The sequence below is a fragment of the Caulobacter vibrioides genome (assembly GCF_002310375.3).
Lineage (GTDB): Bacteria > Pseudomonadota > Alphaproteobacteria > Caulobacterales > Caulobacteraceae > Caulobacter > Caulobacter vibrioides_D.
Genome location: NZ_CP023315.3, coordinates 1,182,963 through 1,197,618, shown reverse-complemented (window position 1 = coordinate 1,197,618; position 14,656 = coordinate 1,182,963). Strand labels below are relative to the sequence as shown.

The 14,656-nt window shown below is 67.1% G+C and carries 18 protein-coding genes; 4 read left to right on the top strand and 14 right to left on the bottom strand.

Going from position 1 to position 14,656, the window contains the following annotated elements:
* Positions 1-6: 6 nt before the first annotated feature.
* On the bottom strand, positions 7-936 hold the full coding sequence (locus CA606_RS05560; protein WP_096052031.1) for a M20/M25/M40 family metallo-hydrolase: 930 nt from the start codon (positions 934-936) through the stop codon (positions 7-9).
* A 159-nt stretch (positions 937-1,095) separates the two neighbouring features.
* On the opposite strand from CA606_RS05560, the gene CA606_RS05555 reads away from it, so the two are divergent.
* From CA606_RS05555 to CA606_RS05540, 4 genes are read left to right on the top strand one after another with little or no spacing between them, the layout of a single operon-like run.
* Positions 1,096-1,332: a BolA/IbaG family iron-sulfur metabolism protein gene (locus CA606_RS05555; protein WP_181242800.1), complete on the top strand. Its 237-nt coding sequence runs from the start codon at positions 1,096-1,098 to the stop codon at positions 1,330-1,332.
* A 13-nt stretch (positions 1,333-1,345) separates the two neighbouring features.
* Complete coding sequence (locus CA606_RS05550) at positions 1,346-2,236, top strand: hypothetical protein (protein WP_096052033.1); 891 nt, start codon at positions 1,346-1,348, stop codon at positions 2,234-2,236.
* A gap of 49 nt (positions 2,237-2,285) precedes the next feature.
* A complete protein-coding gene (gene grxD, locus CA606_RS05545; protein ID WP_096052034.1) occupies positions 2,286-2,627 on the top strand; it encodes a Grx4 family monothiol glutaredoxin in 342 nt (113 codons plus the stop codon).
* A 16-nt stretch (positions 2,628-2,643) separates the two neighbouring features.
* Positions 2,644-3,063, top strand: a complete 420-nt coding sequence (locus CA606_RS05540) for an acyl-CoA thioesterase (RefSeq protein ID WP_096052035.1) — start codon at positions 2,644-2,646, stop codon at positions 3,061-3,063.
* 305 nt (positions 3,064-3,368) lie between these two features.
* Here CA606_RS05540 and CA606_RS05535 read toward each other — a convergent pair whose 3' ends face one another.
* The 13 genes from CA606_RS05535 to CA606_RS05475 form a co-directional block, all read right to left on the bottom strand.
* A complete protein-coding gene (locus CA606_RS05535) occupies positions 3,369-3,746 on the bottom strand; it encodes a hypothetical protein (protein WP_096052036.1) in 378 nt (125 codons plus the stop codon).
* 67 nt (positions 3,747-3,813) lie between these two features.
* Entirely contained in the window at positions 3,814-4,764 is a 951-nt protein-coding gene (gene htpX, locus CA606_RS05530) for a zinc metalloprotease HtpX (protein WP_096052037.1), read from the bottom strand.
* 9 nt (positions 4,765-4,773) lie between these two features.
* A complete protein-coding gene (locus tag CA606_RS05525) occupies positions 4,774-5,079 on the bottom strand; it encodes a zf-TFIIB domain-containing protein (protein WP_096052038.1) in 306 nt (101 codons plus the stop codon).
* Between the two features lie 265 nt (positions 5,080-5,344).
* The gene (gene rpsD, locus CA606_RS05520; protein WP_010920368.1) at positions 5,345-5,962 is read right to left on the bottom strand and encodes a 30S ribosomal protein S4; all 618 of its coding nucleotides are present in this window, start codon (positions 5,960-5,962) and stop codon (positions 5,345-5,347) included.
* 170 nt (positions 5,963-6,132) lie between these two features.
* Entirely contained in the window at positions 6,133-6,516 is a 384-nt protein-coding gene (locus CA606_RS05515; protein ID WP_096052039.1) for a hypothetical protein, read from the bottom strand.
* Positions 6,517-6,595: 79 nt separating this feature from the next.
* Entirely contained in the window at positions 6,596-6,898 is a 303-nt protein-coding gene (locus CA606_RS05510; protein WP_096052040.1) for a type II toxin-antitoxin system RelE/ParE family toxin, read from the bottom strand.
* Positions 6,850-7,026 carry an antitoxin protein relB-2 gene (locus tag CA606_RS05505; protein WP_024265819.1) on the bottom strand — a complete coding sequence of 59 codons (177 nt, stop codon included), beginning with the start codon at positions 7,024-7,026 and terminating at the stop codon, positions 6,850-6,852. The genes CA606_RS05510 and CA606_RS05505 overlap by 49 nt, the downstream gene beginning before the upstream one ends.
* Before the next feature lie 46 nt (positions 7,027-7,072).
* Positions 7,073-7,906: an S-formylglutathione hydrolase gene (gene fghA, locus CA606_RS05500; protein WP_096052041.1), complete on the bottom strand. Its 834-nt coding sequence runs from the start codon at positions 7,904-7,906 to the stop codon at positions 7,073-7,075.
* Between the two features lie 140 nt (positions 7,907-8,046).
* Entirely contained in the window at positions 8,047-9,156 is a 1,110-nt protein-coding gene (locus CA606_RS05495) for an S-(hydroxymethyl)glutathione dehydrogenase/class III alcohol dehydrogenase (RefSeq protein WP_096052042.1), read from the bottom strand.
* 67 nt (positions 9,157-9,223) lie between these two features.
* A complete protein-coding gene (locus tag CA606_RS05490) occupies positions 9,224-10,510 on the bottom strand; it encodes a DUF1254 domain-containing protein (RefSeq protein ID WP_096052043.1) in 1,287 nt (428 codons plus the stop codon).
* A 123-nt stretch (positions 10,511-10,633) separates the two neighbouring features.
* The gene (locus CA606_RS05485) at positions 10,634-11,050 is read right to left on the bottom strand and encodes a host attachment protein (RefSeq protein ID WP_096052044.1); all 417 of its coding nucleotides are present in this window, start codon (positions 11,048-11,050) and stop codon (positions 10,634-10,636) included.
* A 93-nt stretch (positions 11,051-11,143) separates the two neighbouring features.
* A complete protein-coding gene (locus CA606_RS05480) occupies positions 11,144-11,938 on the bottom strand; it encodes an RNA methyltransferase (protein ID WP_181242799.1) in 795 nt (264 codons plus the stop codon).
* 42 nt (positions 11,939-11,980) lie between these two features.
* Entirely contained in the window at positions 11,981-14,401 is a 2,421-nt protein-coding gene (locus CA606_RS05475; RefSeq protein WP_233282199.1) for an ATP-binding protein, read from the bottom strand.
* Between the last annotated feature and the right edge of the window lie 255 nt (positions 14,402-14,656).

Below are 14,656 nucleotides of genomic sequence, written 5' to 3'. Positions count from 1 at the left end.
CGGTGCTTAGCGCTTCGCGCTCTTGGCCACCTCGTCCAGCGACGCCTCCAGCACGACGCTGGCCTGCACCACGGTCGCCACAGACCGCTTGAAGAAGTCCTGCGGGATGGTCGCGAAGTCGTCGCTGGGACGATGGTATTCGGGGTGGTCCTCGACCCCGAAATAGACCCACGGCACGCCCTTCTCGACAAAGGCGTAGTGGTCGGACTGGTTGGTCCAGTTGTTCTGCGCCCCATCTGCGTCGGTGTCGTGGCCCAGCTTCAAGGTCACCGGCGCCGTCGCCGCGACCCGCTCGAGGATCGGCCGCAGCACCGGGAACGCCGACGCGCCGGCGACGAAGAGTTCGTTCTTGGCGTTCTTGCTGAGCATGTCGAAGTTGATGTTGAGGGCGATCGACTCCAGGGGAACCGGCGGCGCGGCCGCAAACGCCCGGGCGCCGCGCAGGCCGCTCTCCTCGGCGTCGACCACCGCCAGGATCACGTCGTGCTTGGGCGGCTTGGCCTTGAACGCCTCGGCCACCGCCAGCAGACCCGCCACGCCCGAGGCGTTGTCGTCGGCGCCGTTGTAGATCTCGCCATTGCGGACGCCCAGGTGATCGTAGTGCGCGGTGACGACCATGGCCTTGCCCGGCGTCGTTCCCTTGATCCGCGCAATCAGGTTCACACCCTGCGCCGTCGATCCGTCGCGCTTGGTGAAGGTGAACGTGTGCTCGAACCGGTCGCTGACCGGCGCCAGGCCGATCTCCTTGAACCGCGAGAGGATATGGGCCCGCGCCTTCTCGGAACCCGGCGTCCCGACCCCGCGCCCCTGCATGTCGTCGGCGGACAGGATCCGGACATCATCCAGGGCCTTGTCGCCAGGATTGGCGAAGGCGGGCGAGGCCACGGCGACGAAGGCTGCGGCGAAAAGACTCAGCGAGCGACGAGAGATGATCATGGCCGCTACATGCCTCGCCTCGCGCGTGGGATTTAGTTAAATCTCGGTCATGACGGCGGTTCGCCCTATGGCTAGCGCTGTCATTCGAACGCGCCACGTATGGTTGTTCTTAAGGATTCTCGGCCAGAAGATCGGCTGAAAGATCGGAGTGTCTGTCCCGTGCCCATGTCTCACGCCGAGCTCGAAGCCCGCCTGGTCGCGGCCTTTCCGGATTCCGAGATCGTGTTGACGGACATGGTCGGCGACAACGATCATTGGAAGGCGCGGATCGTCTCGCCGGCGTTCAAGGGCCTGCCGCGCGTACGTCAGCACCAGTTGGTCAACCGAGCGCTGGCCGACGTCCTGGGCGGAACCCTGCACGCCCTGGCCCTCGAAACCGCCGCCCCCGCCGAGTAGGAGCCTCAGCACCGTGCGCTATCGTCCTTTCGGAACAACGGGCATCGCGGTTTCGGCATTGACGCTGCGCCTGGCTGATAGCCCGCGGCTCCGGGCCAATGACTGGCGCGCCCTGGTGTTCACGGCGCTTGAGAACGGCGTCAACAGCTTCCAGATCGACGGCGACGCGCCCGACCTGCTGAAGGGAGCCGGTGAGGCCTTTGCGTCGGTCGAGCGCCACCTGCTGTTCCTGACCTGGCGGATCCGTGGCGATGCGATGCAGCATAGCCAACAGACGCTGGAGGTCCTGCGCCGATCGGCCTTCGAGGGCCTGTCGCTGGACTATCTGGACCTGGTGCTGATCAACGATCCGCAATCGTCGTCACTGCCCGTGGCCTTCGAGTCCGGCCTCCAGGACTTGCAGAAAGGCCGCGCGCTCCGAGGGGTGGGCATCGCCAGTCGCGGCGACATCGATCCGGGCCTGCTGGCCAATGACCTGGTCACCGCTGTCTCCTCGCCCTACAACCTCTCCTCGGGATGGGCTGAGCGCCATCGCATTCGCCAGGCGTCGAAGAACGATTTCGCGGTCATCGGCGAGGACTTCTGGCCCCAGGCCCTGCGCGAAGTCGCCGACAAGACCCCGCCCAAGCCCTCGTTCTGGCAACGGCGCACCGACCCGCTGGCCGATGTCGGCGGCTATGAGTTCCTGAGCAACACGCCCGGCTGGAGCGCCGAGGACATCTGTCTCGGCTACGCCCTGACCGAGCCGTCGCTGGCCACGGTGCGGATCACCGCCGATAACCGCCAGGAGATCGAGCGCCTGGCCGCCGTGGTCGAGCGCGACCTGCCCACCGGCGTCTGCGCCCAGATCGAGATGGCCCGCTTCTCGGCTCAAGAACGCGAGAAGGCCGCCCACCGGACTTGACCCCGGCCCGCACGGCGCCTAGCTGACAGGAGCACTCTAGGATACCGCCATGACCGACGCCGCCGCCTCCCCCGCTCTGGACTTCATCGCCAAGACCGTCGCCGACCATCCGGTGGTGGTGTTCATGAAGGGCGTGCCGGACCAGCCGCGCTGTGGCTTCTCGTCGGTGGTGGTGCAGATCCTGGATCACCTGGGCGTCGAGTTCGTCGGCGTCGACGTGCTGCAGGACGACGATCTGCGCCAGGGCGTCAAGACCTTCACCGACTGGCCGACCATTCCCCAGCTCTATGTGAAGGGTGAATTCATCGGCGGCAGCGACATCATCCGCGAGATGTTCCAGTCGGGCGAGCTGAAGACCTTCCTGACCGAACAGGGCGTGATCGCCGCCTAAAGGTGGCCGTCTCGGCATGAGCCGCCTGTTCGTCCCGCCGTCGGACGCCTACACCCTGACCTTCATGCCTAAGGCGTCGGACATCGACGCCAATGGCCACGTCAACAACGTGGTCTATCTGGGCTGGGCGCAGGATCTGGCCATCACCCATTGGGACGCCTGGACCTCGCCGGAAGAACGCGCGCCCTGGAGCTGGGTCGCACGCCGCCACGAGGTCGACTATCGCCGCGAGCTTCTGCCCGGCGAAACCGCCACCGGCTATACCTGGGTGGGCGAGCTGAAGGGTCCGCGCTTCGAGCGCTACATCCGCATCGATGGGCCCGACGGCGAGATGTGCGCCCAGGTCCGCACCGACTGGGTGCTGATCGACATCGCCGCCAAGCGCCCGGCCCGCGTCCTCCCCTGGATGATCGAGCGCTTCACGCCGAAGGGCTGAAGTAAACGCCGCAAGCCTCCCGCCCCGCTTGCGGGGCCGGGCTCACGCTTGCGGCTTCGATCTGGATCCCGGCCTTCGCCGGGAAGGTCGGGTTTCTGGAGGGGGGCTAGAGGCTGTTACAGACCCTAGCGGGACGTCCGGCGCCCTGCGTCCTTCGAGGCGCGCTCAGGCGCGCGCACCTCAGGATGAGGTGTTCAGCAGCGGTTTCCTCATCCTGAGGTGCGAGCCACCGGCGAGCCTCGAAGGACGCAACGAGCCCCCGGCTGAGAAAGCCTCAAGATCCTCACACACGACGGTGCGCGCGTTCAGGTGCTTGGCGCGATGGGGTTGGCCACGACGATCCGATCCCGCGCCGAAAGGCCCAGTTCGGCGTAGCTGAATGACAGCGTCGCCTCCCCCTCTACGCCTCGACAGGTCTCCAGCCGCCGCCGCGCAAAGGCGACCACCGCACGGCCGTTCTTGCGATCGACCCGAAACACGAAATCAGACTTCGCCGCACAGCCTTGGGATCGCACGCGGATCGACAACCCCTCGCGACCTGGCGTCACCGACAGCAGGGGTTCAAGCTCTGGCCAGGTCTCGCCTGGTTCGGGCGTCGATAAGGTCGGCAGGGTCGCGCAGCCGGCCAGCGAAAGGGCGGCGAGCGTCCACATGAAAACTCTGCGCGAAGGCACGCCGCTCACCGATCCTCAAAGCGCATGATCCGCCTTGAGGATCGCAGCAGCGCGGCGTGCTGACCAGAGGCCCAGATCAGCTCCAGGGGCCGCCGCGCTCGCCGCTCAGCGGCACGCTGGACGACGTCGCCGCCGCCATAGCCGGACGACGCGCGCCCCGCTCCACGCCCAGACGCATCAGGGCCTCGACGCGGTTGTGGGTCGCCGGGTGGGTCGAGAACAGGTTGTCGGCGCCCTTCCCGGCCAGCGGGTTGATGATGAACATGTGGGCGGTGGCCGGATTGCGCTCGGCCTGGACGTTCTCATAGCCGCCGCGGGCATAGGCCTCGATCTTCTGCAGCGCGCGGGCCAGCGACTCGGAGTCGCCGGCGATCTGCGCGCCGATGCGATCGGCCTCGTACTCGCGGGCGCGGCTGATGGCCATCTGCACCAGCATGGCCGCGATCGGCGCCAGGATGGCGATCAGGATCGCGCCGATCATGCCGCCCAGACCGCCGCCGTTGCCCTCTTCATCGCGCGAACCGCCGAAGAAGAAGGCGAAGTTGGCCAGGGCCGAGATCGCGCCGGCGATGGTCGCCGTCACGGTCATGACCAGGGTGTCGCGGTTCTTCACGTGGGCCAGTTCGTGGGCCATGACGCCGCGGATCTCTTCGCGGGTCAGAAGCTGCAGCAGGCCCGTGCTGGCGGCCACGGCGGCGTGATCGGGGTCACGGCCGGTGGCGAAGGCGTTGGGCTGGGCGCTGTCGATCACCGTGATGCGCGGACGCGGCAGGCCGGCCGAGCGGGCCATCTCGACCGTGTCGATCACATAGTTGCGGATCAGCGGCTCGGGGTGGCTCTCGTCGACCTCGACCGCGCCATAGGTCCGCAGCACGATCTTGTCGGCGTTCCAGTACGAGAACGCGTTCATGGCCAGGGCGAAGACCAGCGCGATCATCATGCCGGTGGCGCCGCCGATCAGGAAGCCGGCGGCCATGAACAGGGCCGTCAGGCCCGCCAGCAGCATGTAGGTCTTGAAGTGGTTCATCGTCTTTCGTCAGTCGAAGATGTCGAACAGGTCGAAACGCTTTTTCTTGTGGTGGCCGTGGCGACGATAGTCGTCGTCGTCATGGCGCTTGGCGCTGTGGCTATGGCCATGGTCGTGATGATGATCGGGCCGGCTGTAGGGCTTGGGCTGGCCATAGACCGCCTGGGTCTCGTCGCGCTCCATCGCCATCAGCTTCTCGAGCTCGCCCCGATCCAGCCAGACGCCCCGGCAGCGGGGGCACATGTCGAACTCGACGCTGGCGCGTTGCACGGCCTGCATCGAGGCGTCGCAGTTGGGGCACATCAGAAGCGGCATTCGGAACCTCCGGTCCAAAAAGGATGCTCGGGTGTTCTCGACGACAGGCGGCGCCTTTTGGGGAGGGGGGCTAGGCGGCCGGACCCAAGACATCGAGAACACCCGATGCGGTCCGACATCACGAGCACTTGCATTGCTCGCCAGAGGGGCCCGGTCCCGCTGAACCGCAATTAGGCGCCCGTCCGATCCGGTTCAAGGCCTTGGCGCAACAAAAAAGGCCCCGGATCGCTCCGGGGCCTTTTCCGTATCGGTTCGGATCCGACGCTTACGAAGCGTAGAATTCGACGACGAGGTTCGGTTCCATCTTCACCGGATACGGAACTTCCGAGAGTTCCGGAGCGCGGACGAAGGTGGCCGACAGGCTCTTGGCGTCGACCGAGACGTACTCGGCGAAGTCACGCTCGTTCGAGGCGACGGCTTCGAGGACCAGAGCCATGTTGCGCGACTTTTCGCGGACCTGGATCACGTCGCCGGCCTTGCAGCGGTACGACGGGATGTTCACGCGCTTGCCGTTCACGGTCACGTGGCCGTGGTTCACGAACTGGCGGGCGGCGAACACGGTCGGCACGAACTTGGCGCGATAGACGATGGCGTCCAGGCGCGACTCGAGCAGAGCGATCAGGTTCTCCGAGGTGTTACCCTTGCGACGGGCGGCTTCCTCGTAGGTGCGCGAGAATTGCTTCTCGGTCAGGTTACCGTAGTAGCCCTTCAGCTTTTGCTTGGCGCGCAGCTGCAGACCAAAGTCCGAAACCTTGCTCTTACGACGCTGGCCGTGCTGGCCCGGGCCGTAGGAACGCGAGTTGACCGGGGACTTCGGACGGCCCCACAGGTTTTCACCCATGCGGCGGTCGATCTTGTACTTGGCGCTATGGCGCTTCGACATAGTCGTTCTTTCTAACGATCCGGGCCGGCTCCCCTTTCGGGTCGCGATCGCAACGGCGGCTTCGGGTCAATCCGTCATAAGGTCATCGCGCCGCGCGGCGAGCCGGCGGCGTGAAGGCGCGGTTTATGGGGGAGCGGCGGCGGAGAGTCAATCTTCCGCCGCCCTTGGGCTTACGGTCGGACCAGCGAGTTGCGCAGGCGGATCTTGCCGCCGCGCTCGACGCCAAACGCGTCCAGCGGATAGCGCAGCTCGACGCCCTCCGGCAGCAGGGCCTTGCAGTTGTCGGGACGCTTGCGGACGAACGAGAAGCTGGTCAGGCCGTCGCGGCGCTGGGTCTCGACCGAGAAGTCCTCCTGGCGCGTGCAGCCATTGGAGCTGACACGCACCACCAGATCGGCGCCGTCGACCCGCGCGCCGCCAAGCGCCTCCAGCGGACGGTCGCCCGTCTGCGCGTTGACGGCGACGTTAGGATGGCTGTCATCGGCGTCGATGATCACACAGGCCGAGGTGCTCAGGCCCAGGACGATGACGGCGGCGAGCGATGCGAGTTTCATGCTGGTGTCCCCTCTTTTTGGTCAGCTTGACCGTGAGAGGACCGCTCGCCGCCTGAACCCAGGATGAATTACGAAAAAGTCACAACCGGGCGGCGTGCCGGATGCGGACGATATGCACCAGGCCGTCAGCCACATAGTAGCGGATCACATAGGGCGGAACGACGACCAACTCCCGAAGCGTCGCTGTTGCTGGGCGGCCGCGCTCGGGATACTCCGCTAGGCTGTCAGCAGCGGTCTTGAGCCGTAGAGCCATGCGCTGGGCCGCGAGCGGGCTGAATTGGCCAATATAGCCGCGGATAGCCGTCAGATCGGCCAGCGCACGCCAAGTCCAGACTACTTGCGCCACGTCTCGGGCGCGGGCTTTTCTTCGGGCGTCCCCCAAGTGTCGAGCCAGGCGGAGACCTCTTCGTGGGGTACAACGCGGCCGGCTGCGATGTCAGCCATGCCTTCCGCATCGGCGGCCTCTTCGGCTTCCGCGTCAATCTCGAAGATGGACGGCTCGGGGACCATGAGGCGAGCATAGCATATCGCCATACCCTCTCAATGCAGCCCGGGGTCACAGCCTTTGAGCGTGAAACGCCAGGTGATCCCCGATGAAGGACGTGATGAAAAAGTAGCTGTGGTCGTAGCCGTCCTGGCGGCGGACCGTGACCTTGCGGCCGGCCTTGGCGGCGGCGGCTTCGATCAGCTGCGGCTTCAGCTGGTTTTCCAGGAAGCTGTCGGCCAGGCCCTGATCGATCAGGATGTCATCAAAGCTCGCCCCCTTTCCGTCCTCGATCAGGGCGCAGGCGTCATACGGACGCCAGGCGGCGCGGTCAGGGCCGAGATACGCGCTCAGCGCCTTGTCGCCCCACGGGCAGTTCAACGGCGAGACAATGGGCGAAAACGCGCTGACCGACTTGAAAAGCTCGGGGTGCTTGAGCGCGATGGTCAGGGCGCCGTGGCCGCCCATCGAGTGACCGAAGATCCCCTTGCGCGCGCCGTCCAGCGGGAAGCCGCCCTCGACGGCCGCCAGAAGGTCGCCAGTCACATACGAGTGCATCATGAAGTGCGGCGCCCACGGGGCTTGGGTGGCGTCGACATAGAAGCCCGCCCCCTGCCCCAGGTCATAGGCCGGATCGTCGGCGACGCCCTCCCCGCGCGGCGAGGTGTCGGGCGCGACGATAGCGATCCCGTGCTGGGCGGCGTGCTCATAGACCCCCGACTTCACCGTGAAATTGTCCTCGGTGCAGGTCAGGCCCGATAGCCAGACGAGATAGGGGAACGGCCCCTGCCCGTCCGGAACCCACACCGTGAACTTCATCGGCGTGCCGGTGCTGGTGCTGTCGTGCTTGCAGTACCGCAGCGTTCCGCCATGGACGCGGTGGGTGGAGAGGGTTTCGACGGTCATGGGCTTGCTCCTCTCCCTTCCCCCTTGATGGGGGAAGGGTCGGGGATGGGGGTGATCTACTGAGCCGGCGGCGGCGCGCGGCGTCCGACGCCGCATCACCCCCACCCTACCCTCCCCCATCAAGGGGGAGGGAATTCAAATTAGAACGTCACCACGGTCCGGATGCTCTCGCCCGCGTGCATCAGGTCAAACGCCTTGTTGATCTCGTCCAGCGGCAGGACGTGGGTGATCATCGGGTCGATCTGGATCTTCCCGTCCATGTACCAGTCGACGATCTTGGGCGTGTCGGTGCGGCCGCGCGCGCCGCCGAAGGCCGTGCCTTTCCAGACGCGGCCCGTGACCAGTTGGAACGGACGGGTCGAGATTTCCCTCCCCGCCTCGGCCACGCCGATGATGATGCTTTCACCCCAGCCGCGGTGGCAGGCTTCCAGCGCCGTGCGCATGACGCCGGTGTTGCCGGTGGCGTCGAAGGTGTAGTCCGCGCCGCCGTCGGTCAGGGCCACCAGGTGGGCGACGAGATCGCCCTGGACGTCCTTAGGATTGACGAAGTGGGTCATGCCGAACTTGCGGCCCCATTCTTCGCGGTCCGGATTGATATCGACGCCGACGATCATGTTGGCACCCACCAGCTTCAGGCCCTGCAGGACGTTCAGACCGATGCCGCCCAGGCCAAAGACGATGCAGTTGGCGCCCGGCTCGACCTTGGCGGTGTTGGTCACGGCGCCCACGCCCGTCGTCACGCCGCAGCCGCAGTAGCAGGCGGTCTTGAACGGCGCGTCGCGGCGGATCTTGGCGACCGCGATCTCGGGCAGGACCGTGTAGTTCGAGAAGGTCGAGCAGCCCATGTAGTGATAGATCGGCTGGCCCTTGTAGGAGAACCGGCTGGTGCCGTCCGGCATCAGGCCCTTGCCCTGGGTCGCGCGGATCGCCGTGCACAGGTTGGTCTTGCCCGACAGGCAGCTTTTGCACTGGCGGCATTCGGGCGTGTAGAGCGGGATCACGTGATCGCCGACCGCGACGCTGGTCACGCCGGCCCCGACCTCGACCACCACGCCCGCGCCCTCGTGGCCCAGGATCGAGGGGAAGATGCCTTCGCTGTCGAAGCCGTCCAGGGTGTAGGCGTCGGTATGGCAGACGCCGGTCGCCTTGATCTCGACCATCACCTCGCCGGCCTTGGGGCCTTCCAGGTCGACCTCGACGATCTCCAGCGGCTTCTTGGCTTCGAACGCAACAGCGGCGCGGGTCTTCATCGCGAGGTCTCCTCAGAAACGAGTCGGCGCGACTTTGCCGCCGCGCGCGGTCCGGGTCGAGCCCCGATCAGACCTTCACGACGGCCGGGACGCGGAAACGGCCGTCCAGCATTTCCGCCTTGGGAAGATAGGCGCGCAGGAACAGCGCGAACGGGCCAGACTGGGGGGCCGGCAGCCAGTTGGCGGTCTTGTCGCCGCCCGGATCGGCGCGGCCGATCCAAACGTCCAGCGTGCCGTCGGCGTTGCGCTTGAGCCCCTGGGTGCGGTCGCCGATCGTGTAGCGATGGATCGGGTTATCGGTGAAGAAGAACTGGCCATCGCGCGTGGCCTCGTACATCGACAACGACCAGAACCCCTCCAGCGGCAGTTGCGCCGGCATGATCAGGCGATACGGCCCATCGCCGGTAAAGGTCCCCGCGCCGTCTTCGCCCGCGGCCTTCATGTACAGGGCCTCGGCCACCGGCAGCGCGCCCAGTCCCTGCAGCGCGACGATGGCGCGGTAGATGTAGTCCTGGCCATAGTCGCCAAGGTTGGGGCGCGGATACGACCAGCCGTTGATGAAGGTCTGGCGCCCCTGGGCGAGGAGCGTGATCATCCGCGCCTGTTGGACGCCCTTCGCCGCGGCGTCCTCGTCGAACGGTCCCGCGCCCAGGAAGGCCGCCGTGCGCTTGAGAATGCGCAGGTCGGTGGACGGCGCCGGATCGCTGGCCAGCAGCGCCCGCGCGGTGGCGAAGTAGTCGGCGGGCTTGGCGTCGCGCGCGGCGTGGGCGGCGATGGGCGACCCCGCCGCGCCCTTCACGCGGAAGGCGTCCTGCGCCTTGTGGGCGGCCGCCAGGTCTTCGCCGCCGTCGGTCAGGGTTCGGATCAGGAGCCAGGCATGCGGCGTGGCGATACGGGTGGGATTGGGTCCGCTCGAGGCTTGCCCGGGTCCGACCAGGGTGAAGGTCCCGCCCTCCCCGCCGACGGTGCGGGTGCTGAGCACGACGTTGTTGTTGGTGAACATGTCCATCACCGCCACCGAGTAGTAGCGCTTGCCCAGCGGCGGGATGGTCAGGGTCGCGGGGCCCTGCGTCAGGTCCAGGAAGGCTGACGAATAGAGCGTGTCGTTGTTGGGCGTGGTCACCCAGCGGGCGTTGTGGTCCGACAGGGTCCGGGTGTGGGTCAGGGTGTTGACCGCCGCGCCGGGGCTCTTGAGCAGACGCGCCCGGGTCGTGGCCATCTCGATCAGCGGCAGGGCGTAGAGATAGGCGTCACGCGCCGCCGTGGGGTCGCTTTCCGCCGCTTGAGCGGCCGATCCAAGGGCGGGCGAAAGACCCAGCGCGCCGGCCATGGCCAGCCATTCCCGACGGTTCATGCCGCCCTCCCCAACACTTGTTTGAAGGCAGTTGAACGCGAGACGCCGCGCGGCGCAAGCACCGCGCGACGCTGATTGGGTTCGGAGCCCTTTCCGGTCTGATGAAGTCGATCAGACGGACGTCTAGACCGCGTGAGCCATACGCGCGGCGTGGACGGCGCTTTCCAGGGTGATGATCGTGGCGTCCACCCGGTCGTGGGCGTCGGAGCCGGCCACCTTCTTGGTGGCGGCGGGCGACAGCGCCTCGCGCAGGTGGCCCAGGGCGCGCGGCGGCGCGATCAGGATCACCTGGTCGATGGTGTTATGCGCCAGCACCGCGTCGACGCGTTTCGCCAGAGTGTTCAGGAACGCCTTTTCGGCGCGGTCGTGGGCGTCGCCGCTGTGGGTGATATGGCTGGGCGCGCCGTGATCGTGGTGCTCCTTGACGTCCGAGAGCCACTCGGGGCGGTCATGCAGCGGGCCGTCGATGCGACGCTGCTCAAGCAGTCGGGCGCGGCGGCCGTCGGCGACAACGACCAGGGTGATGGCGTCGGGGTTCATGGAAGGCTCCTTGCTGGATCACGACCCTGACCGTGCGCTCGACAAGGCCGCACGCGGATGATCGAAGTCAAAATCCGCAAGGACGCCGCGCCCTTAAGGGGCGTCCTTCTTGGCCTTTTCGGCCAGCTTGGCCAGAACGCGGCCGCGCCCCTTGCTGAGCGCGGTGATCACGCCACGGAAGGTGCGAACCTCCTGGTCGGACAACCGCGCGCGCGCCAGCGGGACCCGCAGATTGCGCACCATCGACGGCTTCTTCTCGGGCGGGTGATAGAAGCCCGCCTTCTCCAGCTCGCCCTCGAGATGCTCGTAGAGACCCAGCAGCGTGGCCTGATCGGCCGGCTCCTCGACGTTGTGCTCGAACTTCCGCCAAGGGCGGTCGTCCTGGGTCATCTTCCATTCGTAGGCGTTGATCGACACCGCCTGGGCCAGGTTCAGCGAGCGGAAGCGCTCGTCGATCGGGATCGAGACGATGGCTTGGCACAGCGCGATGTCATGGGTCTCCAAGCCCGCCCGCTCGCCCCCGAACAGCAGGCCGACGGCCCGTCCTTGGGCGACTTCTTCGGCCAGATGGCCGGCGCTTTCGCGCGGCGTATAGACCGGCAGGCGCGTCTCGCGCGGCCGCGCGGTGGTGGCGTAGACCAGCTTGAGGTCGGCGATCGCCGCCTCGAGCGTGTCGAACACCCTGGCGTCGTCCAGCGGCCAGTGCGCGCCCGAGGCGCTGGCCCACGCCCGCTCCTGCGGCCAGCCGTCGCGCGGCCGAACGAGGCGCAAATCCCACAGGCCGAAATTGGCCATGACCCGCGCCACCGAGCCGATGTTCTCGGCCAGTTGGGGTTCGTTGAGGATCACGCAGGGGGGGACGGGCTTGAAGGCGGCGGCGTCTGTCATCGGTGTCCTTTGCCGCCGACCGGCCGCCGGATGCAAGCGCTTCTAGCGCCGCACCCGCGCCAGGGCCTCGAGCAGCTGGGCCGGATGCAGCGGCTTGGCCAGATGCAGATCGGCCCCCGCCGCACGCGCCGAGGCCACATGCTCCTCCATGGCGTTGGCGGTCAGCATGATCACCAGGATCGGCGAGGCGCCGGCGGCCTTCTCCCGCGCCCGGATCGCGCGGGTGGCCGACAGGCCGTCCAGCACCGGCATCTGCATGTCCATCAGGACCGCGTCGAAGCGCCCCTGCTCCAGCGCGTCCAGCGCGGCCTGACCGTCCTCGACCATGGTCAGGTCCACGCCGAAGGGCTGGAGGACGATCTCGACCACCTTGCGGTTGGTCGGATGGTCCTCGGCCACCAGCACCCGCATGCCTTCCAGCGAGATCTCGCGATCTTCCTCGACCGCCACATCGGTGACTTCGGCGCAGCGCGGCAGCGGCAGGACGACTTCGAAGCAGGCGCCCTGCCCCAGTGTCGCTTCGGCCGTGATCGACCCTTGCATCATCTCGGCGAGGGCCGCGCAGATCGAGAGGCCAAGGCCCGTGCCGCCGAACTGGCGCGTGATCGACTGGTCGGCCTGGACGAAGCGCTTGAACAGGCGGTCGCGCACGGCGTCGTCGAACCCGACGCCCGTATCGCGGACGACGAAGCGCAGCGCCTCGCCCTGACGGTCGACGTCCAGGGAGACCTCGCCCGTCGCCGTGAACTTGACCGCATTGGCCAGCAGGTTGGAGAGGATCTGGCTGATCCGCCCCGCATCGCCATCATAGGACCCTTCGGCGTCCGGCGAGACCGACCAGCGGAACGTCAGCTGCTTGGCCTCCGCCGCGGCCGCGTGCAGCTCGGCCATGCCGCGCACCAGCTGGACCAGGTCGAACGGCACCGGACTCAGCTGGAATTGGCCCGCTTCGATCTTGGAGACATCCAGGATGTCGCCCAGCACCTGCTCCAGCAATCGGCCGGACGAGGTCACCAGCGAGGCCAGCTCGCGGCGGGTCCCGGCGTCTTCCTCCTCGGCCAGACGGTCGCCGATGGCGATGACGCCGTTCAGCGGCGTGCGCAGTTCGTGGGACATGTTGGCCAGGAATACCGACTTGGCCTGGTTGGCCCGCTCCAACTCGGCGGTGCGCACGGCCACGCGCTGCTCCAAGGAGCGGAACAGGTCCTCGTAACGTTCGCGTTGTCGGCGCAGCGCCCGCGCTAGGGAGCCGATCTCGTCGGGTCGCGCCTCGAACGGACGCGCGGCGGCCGGATCGCCCTGCTGCTGGGCGTCTGCCAGCGCCTGCAGCGGCGCGGCGACCATCTGGTTGGTCAAGCGATGCAGCAGCAGCACCTGCAGCAGCACGCCGAAGAAGCCGAACAGCAGAACCCACGAGGCGGTCTTGAGCGACGACCAGACAAGGTCGCTGGATGGGAAGCTCATCAGGAACCACCAACCGGGCTCCACCAGGCGGCCATAGGCCACCAACCGGTCGCCGTCGGGCGACAGCACCGCGCCGACGTCACGCTTGCCCGCGCGGATTCGGCTCATCAGGGCTTTGAGATCATTGTCGACCTCGAACCGTCGCAGCAGGTCCGCGTCGACGAAGCCGTTCCGCGAGAGCCCCTGCGCGGCCACCAACTCGCCGTCATCAGCGACGATCATGTTCGACCCGCCAGGCAGGGCGTCGGCGACGGCGCGCAGAAGATAGGAGTCGAGCGACAGGCTTGTGCCGAACGCGCCCATGAACTGGCCCTTGTAGTAGAAGGGCGTCATGCAGGCCGCGTTGAGCCCCCGACCGCTGGGATCGGAGATCAGGCGCCGCAGCTTGGTGCATTTCATGACCCGCTCTGGATTGTTCTCCGGCAGGGTCAAGGTCGTCATCTCCTCCTTGGAGATGTCCAGCGTATTGGGCGCGTCACGCCGATAGTACTCAAGCCTGTCCTCGCGTAGCGGGCCAAACATCACCAGACGCGTCTGCGGCGTGAAGAAGTAGAAGTTGTCGTAGTGGCGGATCTGCGCCTCGCCCGCGCCCGCCACCACGTCGGCGGCCGCGACGAACAGCGCCTGTTCGGCCCGGCTCATGGCCTTCGCGTCGCGCAGATAGCCGCCCAGGCCATGAACGTAATGGCCATCGACCCGCACGCCATCATAAAGCGCGGGGGCTGAACGGCGGGTGCCATCGCCCTTCTCGGGATAGAGGCGCTCAAACTCGGCCGTGATCGGCGCAGCGGGCTGATGATCAAGGCGCCGGGTCAGCGACTCGCGGGCCGCGTCGTGCACCCTGACCAGATCAGAGAACAACCGATCCTCGGTCTTGACCCGCTCCCCGACATATTCAGCCAGATGCCGCGTCTGGGTGTCGGCCGCGCTCTCGCGCACGAAGATGAAGGCTGCTGCGGTCGCGACGCTGGTCACAGCGATCGACAGGATCGCCACCATCGTCAGCAGCCGCCGCGCCAGCGGCGCGGTCACTCCGGCAATCGCACCCGAACCGTTGTCCAAGCTTGCTCCCTGGCCCGCCCTTTGAGCCCGCCCCTCGGACTCTTCACCCAAAACCGGATACTCGAACGCTCAAGTTCGTAGCGGCGCCATACCGATCGGCTTTTCCCCCGCGACGCAACAGTCTATAGCCTCCCGGTCCGCGCCGCGTACTGGCCCTGTGCGCCAGAACGCCGCAGGCGCGCCACCGCCAGA

Coding starts and splice junctions, on each gene's coding strand:
- CA606_RS05560 (WP_096052031.1), bottom strand. CDS start 936: ATGATCATCTCTCGTCGCTCGCTGAGTCTTTTCGCCGCAGCCTTCGTC.
- grxD (WP_096052034.1), top strand. CDS start 2,286: ATGACCGACGCCGCCGCCTCCCCCGCTCTGGACTTCATCGCCAAGACC.
- CA606_RS05540 (WP_096052035.1), top strand. CDS start 2,644: ATGAGCCGCCTGTTCGTCCCGCCGTCGGACGCCTACACCCTGACCTTC.
- htpX (WP_096052037.1), bottom strand. CDS start 4,764: ATGAACCACTTCAAGACCTACATGCTGCTGGCGGGCCTGACGGCCCTG.
- CA606_RS05525 (WP_096052038.1), bottom strand. CDS start 5,079: ATGCCGCTTCTGATGTGCCCCAACTGCGACGCCTCGATGCAGGCCGTG.
- rpsD (WP_010920368.1), bottom strand. CDS start 5,962: ATGTCGAAGCGCCATAGCGCCAAGTACAAGATCGACCGCCGCATGGGT.
- CA606_RS05515 (WP_096052039.1), bottom strand. CDS start 6,516: ATGAAACTCGCATCGCTCGCCGCCGTCATCGTCCTGGGCCTGAGCACC.
- CA606_RS05505 (WP_024265819.1), bottom strand. CDS start 7,026: ATGGTCCCCGAGCCGTCCATCTTCGAGATTGACGCGGAAGCCGAAGAG.
- fghA (WP_096052041.1), bottom strand. CDS start 7,906: ATGACCGTCGAAACCCTCTCCACCCACCGCGTCCATGGCGGAACGCTG.
- CA606_RS05495 (WP_096052042.1), bottom strand. CDS start 9,156: ATGAAGACCCGCGCCGCTGTTGCGTTCGAAGCCAAGAAGCCGCTGGAG.
- CA606_RS05490 (WP_096052043.1), bottom strand. CDS start 10,510: ATGAACCGTCGGGAATGGCTGGCCATGGCCGGCGCGCTGGGTCTTTCG.
- CA606_RS05485 (WP_096052044.1), bottom strand. CDS start 11,050: ATGAACCCCGACGCCATCACCCTGGTCGTTGTCGCCGACGGCCGCCGC.
- CA606_RS05480 (WP_181242799.1), bottom strand. CDS start 11,938: ATGACAGACGCCGCCGCCTTCAAGCCCGTCCCCCCCTGCGTGATCCTC.
- CA606_RS05475 (WP_233282199.1), bottom strand. CDS start 14,401: ATGGTGGCGATCCTGTCGATCGCTGTGACCAGCGTCGCGACCGCAGCA.